The organism is Frankia sp. CpI1-P, assembly GCF_001421075.1.
Lineage (GTDB): Bacteria > Actinomycetota > Actinomycetes > Frankiales > Frankiaceae > Frankia > Frankia torreyi.
The window spans coordinates 1-4,599 of record NZ_LJJX01000086.1 but is presented as its reverse complement, the minus strand read 5'-3'; the positions used below and the strand labels follow the sequence as shown (position 1 = coordinate 4,599).

Here is a 4,599-nt window from a genome sequence, read left to right as displayed (position 1 = left end):
GGCGCAAAGACGCTGACGGTCGGCAAGCGGTACCGGGCGCCAGAAGGTGTATGGACGGTTTACCGGGATCGGGAGCCGTGCGGGCAGGTGACGGTGATCGGCTGCACCCGACGTCGCGGCTCCGGCGCGGTGCTACACCTCGCNGAGGCGCTGCCGATCGACCTGGAGANCGGCANGGAGCTCGGCNAGAAGCTGCTGTCCCGCAAACGTCTTCATGATCTTCGGCACGGGAGCGCGAGCATCCAGATCGCCGAGGGCGTGGACATCACCCTCGTGTCCAAGCGGCTCGGCCATGCCTCCCCTGCGATCACCGGCCGTTTGTACGCGCATCTGTTGCGGTCGGCTGGGCGGGAGGTGGCGCAGACCGCTGCGAACGCCGTTCCGCGGCGTGTGGTGCGGCCGGCGCGGCCACACCCCGGCCACAACGATCAACGNCCGTGATTCGCGTGAGTGGGACATGCCAACCATGCAGGTTACACCCCCGTTTCCTTGTGGGCCGTCAGGGACTCGAACCCTGAACTCGCCGGTTAAAAGCCGGNTCGATCACGGGCCGGACGATGCCGGATGATGCCGGATGATGCCGGATACGCCCTCCCACCAGCGTGTTTCACGATCTGTAGTGCCGTGGCATGCCGGGAAGGTTCGCGTTTGACCGCGCGGTCCGTGCCCACATCGTGCCCACAATGATCACGCGGTATCGAGCCCGGTTCCTCGGTGGGGGAGCCGGGCCACCGGACGGGGTGCATGGCCGGCAAGTCGGCGGTGCGCCCGAGGGGTCGACAGCGCATCCTGGATGACGTTCGTCGTTCCGTGGCGGTGGCAGTGGGCCGGGCATGACGGACGTGGTAGATAGGCCGCTCTGTCGCCTGGACACGACCNCGATGAGTGCCGGCGAGTATCAGTCGGTAGTCCCTGCGTGCCAAGCGACCGTCGGCCGGATCTCAACTGCGGTCGCACCACCAGGTCTTCGGGGGCAACCTGGAAGGGGGAGGATTCGACGACCTACGGGCGGGGGACAGCGGGATGCACGGGGACGAGGCGCGGCGGCGNCGTGAGGCGCGCGACGTCGAGTACCGTGCCGCTTTGGGCGTACCGGCCGGAAGCGCTCTGCCTTCGGTCCTGGGCACCGTCGGCGGTTCCCGCGGCGGCGGCCATGCCGGTCGGATCAACCTGACCACCAGCGGCCGACCGGCCGGACGGCGCCATCCCACGCGGTCACGGCACCGACATCGACGACACGGGCAGCAAGGTGATCACAATGGCGAGCAAGAGCGGCGGTAGCAAGGCGTCCCGGTCGACACCAACCACGGCGAAGGCCTCCGCGCGAGTGCAGTCGGCGGCGGCCCGCAACCCAGCGAGCCGGTCGGCAAAGACCGGCTTCGCGCCGCGGGCGCAGTCTGCGGCCGCGCGAAACACCGGCCGGACTGGGTCGCGGTAGCGCCTGTTCAGGCCCCCGGCTCCCGTTTGGGAGCCGGGTCGCCGGACGCCTTCGATCGACAGCATGTCCGCAGGGGCTCTCCAGCGGCGCACAACGGTACGGAGCAAAAACGCCAGCCAGTGGCATGACCTGCGGCACTCGACTTGTAATCGGGCGGTTAGGGGTTCAAGTCCCCTCGCCGGCTCCAGACGCACCCCCGCTGACCTGCGGTTTTNCCGCAGCGAAGATCGATATTGGGGGTTTCAAGATCACGGGTGGGCTCGAGATGGGCTCATTTGGCAGAACTGTGTCGATCAATCGTTCGTCTACGGTCCCTCCGTGCCGTTCTCAGGGGTGGATTGCAGTCAGGGTTGGCCACGCAGGGCCACGGCTGCGAGGTGGTCGAGGGGGCGGAGGGCCGGTGATTCATCGATGATCGAGTCCGCCGAGACTGGTGACGGACAGTGACGACCCGGCGCTCTGGTTGATCGTGACTATGACGTCGGGAACCTGGATGGGGAAGAGCTGACGTTCCTGGTGGGTGAGCTCGTCGACCCGGTGCGTCTGTGCACTCGGGGTGTTGTGTGCTTGTCGACCGGCCGGGGCGGGTCTGTTCGCCTGTTTCCTGTGGCTTCTGCCTGGTCTGCTACTTGCCGGCGGGTAGGCAAGGACAGTCCTGGCCGTCTGCCGGGCGGGCTTGGCCAGGGGGGCCGGGAAATGTCGTGGTGGGGTTTTCGGGCGGCTGCGTCGCGTGTGCACCCGTATGCGATGGTGGTGGGACCGGCCGCGGCGGGAGGCGATGGTGGCGGGTCGATGGCGGGCCGTCGACCGGCGCGGTTCCTGCTGTCGGGATGCTCGGTGACGGGGAGGTGGAGCTGCTGTGGCCGGCGAGGAACCTGATCTGTCGTGTCCGTCGTGGTGCCGGGAGCCCGCGGGCCATCTGCACCTCGAGCCGGGCGGTTCAGGTGATGTTCATGCGGCGGACGTCGGGGTCATCGACCTTCCGGAGGTTCCGGGNCTGCGGTCGGACGGTTCGTCTATCGCGGTGCAGATCGAGCAGTACGTGACCCGCACGGCGACTGACCTGCCGCTGATTCTGTTGGATTTCGAGGAGCTGGACAGCGGAGATGGACGGGAAGGTCTCACCGTGGACGACGCGGAGGCNCTCATCGCGGTGTTGCGGCAGGCCATCGCGCTGCTGCGCGTCGAGGGGTCGTAGCAGCCGCATCTCAGATGATTCTCGAATGAGTGCACGGCGGTTGCCCTCGATCCGGTCTGGTCGGCGTGTTCCGCCGTGACACCGGTACTCGGCGCTGCTGTGGCTGTGAAGCCGGTTCCGACTTCGGGAGTATGTGAGGTGTCGCCGATCTTCGAGGAACCTACCGACGGCGACGGGTGGTGCCGATTGCCGGGACTCCTGTCGGTACGCCGTTGACCATGGCGCGGGCGACCCATGGCTGGCTGGGGCCACCCTCACCGTCGAGATTCTCCTCGACGAAGCCTTGACACCGCAAGCCCCGACCGTGCTGTACGGCCTTGCGCCTAAGCTTGATCTTTAACCTGTGTGGTGTTGGTGGCCGGTCATGGTCTTGTCCCGTTTGACGGTTTTTCCGACGTCGTAGTGGGGTGNGGGGCTGCGGTTGGTCGAGCCGGGAGGACGGCCGGGACCGGCTTTGGTGGGTTTCGGTGCGCTGGCGGGAAGGGGCATGATCGCGCGGAGGTTCCGGAACCCCCGGCGGACCCTGGCGGGGGTCAACCGTCCCGCTGCGGCGGGTTTCTCCCAGGGGCGGCGCAGGTCGGCGGCGAGGTGTCGGGCGAGGCGGAGTTGGGCGTGGGCGGCGATGATCAGCCAGGTCCAGAGGTCGGCGGCCTGCGGGGTGCGCAGTTTCGGTCGGGTCCAGCCCAGGGTCTGTGTGAACAGTCGGAAGGTGTGTTCCAGGTCGAAGCGGCGCAGGAACGACTGCCAGGCGCGGTCGATGTCGGTGGCGGTGGCGCCGACTGTGGAGGACCACAGCCATACGGGCTTGGGATCGCGGTCACCGGGCAGGTGGTCGACCTGCAGCCGGATGAGGGTCCCCTCGATGATCGGCAGGTCGCCGGTGTGGTCGATCCAGCAGGTGCGGTGGGTCAGCCGGGGGTGCAGCCGATCCCAGCTGGTCGCGGTGGCCTTCCCGTAGCGGGTGGTGTCGGTGATCGTGGTGTGCTGGGGTGCGGGCCAGGTCGCGGGCCTGTCGANGGCGAACTCGGGGCCGTGCTTCGGCGGACGGCCGTGGGTGCCGGGCTGTCGGGGTGGTGTCGGGCTGTCGCAGCACACGGTCGGAACGGATCCGGCCGACCACCTCGACGGGCAGGTCGGCCAGGACGAACGCCAGCCGGGTCACGTCGTACCCGGCGTCCATCACGATGAGGATGGTCGGGTCGCCGTCGTGCCAGTGCCCGGCGGCGATCAGACGGCCCACGACTGCCCGGAGCTGGTCGGCGGTCACCGCCGTGGCGTCGTTGGCGGGACCGAGGCGGACCGCGTCGAGGACCGCGGTCCACGATGTCCGGCCGGGTTCGAGGGCGGCGACGAAGGAGTACGGCCAGCCTGGGATCAGCTGGGACTGGTTCTTCGCACGGCCGTGCACGTGGCAGAACAGCCGCTGCGCGCTGGTCGGCGCATCCGAGCGCAGCCACGGGCTGACATCAACAGCCAGGACGAGTCGTCCGTCGGCGGCCGCGGGCAGCGGAAGGTCCGTGAGCGCACGTCGCAGCCGGGCGATCTCTAACCGGCCGCTGTTCAGCCCGTCATACAACGCCCCGTGCCCGCGACGGTGCTCCGGCGCGAGCGTCAGGTCGACCAGTGTCCTGACCGGCCCGTCGGTGCACAGCACCGCATCCGTCACCTCGAACAGCACGTCCGCCCGGCGGGTCAGGCAGGCGTGGAACTCCTGCCGGAAGCGACACAGCCTCCCCAGAGCCTCGACGCGTCCTGGTTCGTCCTGCACACTNCCCATCACGACCTTCGGTTCGATCACGGCTTCTTTGGCGAGAGCACGATCTTCCGAAGGTCGTTCCACGTCACGGCGACACGCCGACCCACCCCACACCACCAGCAGCTATCACACAACGTGACACTCGAAGGTTAAACGACAAGCTTAGGGTGGGCTGACCGTCTCCGTCCCGCATGTGACCCGGCGGCG

General features: G+C 68.3%; 3 protein-coding genes, 2 tRNA genes and 4 pseudogenes. 5 read left to right on the top strand and 4 right to left on the bottom strand.

What is annotated here, in order from left to right; genetic code table 11:
- Nucleotides 1–192 precede the first annotated feature (192 nt).
- Nucleotides 193–434 (top strand): annotated as a pseudogene (locus FF86_RS60675) (tyrosine-type recombinase/integrase); the annotation flags it as partial.
- 58 nt (nt 435–492) lie between these two features.
- Here the strand turns inward: FF86_RS60675 and FF86_RS34455 are convergent.
- Nucleotides 493–596, bottom strand: a tRNA-Ser gene (locus FF86_RS34455).
- Between the two features lie 619 nt (nt 597–1,215).
- Nucleotides 1,216–1,503 carry a hypothetical protein gene (locus FF86_RS34450; RefSeq protein ID WP_157867016.1) on the bottom strand — a complete coding sequence of 96 codons (288 nt, stop codon included), beginning with the start codon at nt 1,501–1,503 and terminating at the stop codon, nt 1,216–1,218.
- A gap of 46 nt (nt 1,504–1,549) precedes the next feature.
- On the opposite strand from FF86_RS34450, the gene FF86_RS29535 reads away from it, so the two are divergent.
- The 4 genes and pseudogenes from FF86_RS29535 to FF86_RS69190 form a co-directional block, all read left to right on the top strand.
- Nucleotides 1,550–1,625: transfer RNA gene (locus FF86_RS29535), tRNA-Thr, on the top strand.
- A 672-nt stretch (nt 1,626–2,297) separates the two neighbouring features.
- Nucleotides 2,298–2,434: pseudogene (locus FF86_RS69200) on the top strand (hypothetical protein); the annotation flags it as partial.
- 1 nt (nt 2,435) lies between these two features.
- A pseudogene (locus FF86_RS69195) lies at nt 2,436–2,581 on the top strand (hypothetical protein); the annotation flags it as partial.
- 1 nt (nt 2,582) lies between these two features.
- On the top strand, nt 2,583–2,636 hold a 54-nt coding region (locus FF86_RS69190; RefSeq protein ID WP_396230177.1), incomplete at its 5' end, for a hypothetical protein.
- 411 nt (nt 2,637–3,047) lie between these two features.
- Here FF86_RS69190 and FF86_RS63860 read toward each other — a convergent pair.
- Both FF86_RS63860 and FF86_RS29525 read right to left on the bottom strand, forming a co-directional pair.
- Nucleotides 3,048–3,652 (bottom strand): annotated as a pseudogene (locus FF86_RS63860) (transposase); the annotation flags it as partial.
- A 1-nt stretch (nt 3,653) separates the two neighbouring features.
- Nucleotides 3,654–4,290: transposase (locus tag FF86_RS29525; RefSeq protein ID WP_242419863.1), on the bottom strand; the 637-nt coding region annotated here is incomplete at its 3' end.
- Nucleotides 4,291–4,599: the final 309 nt, after the last annotated feature.

What these genes read in the sequence shown, in the direction of transcription:
- FF86_RS34450 (WP_157867016.1), bottom strand. Translation starts at nt 1,503, where the DNA reads ATGCTGTCGATCGAAGGCGTCCGGCGACCCGGCTCCCAAACGGGAGCC.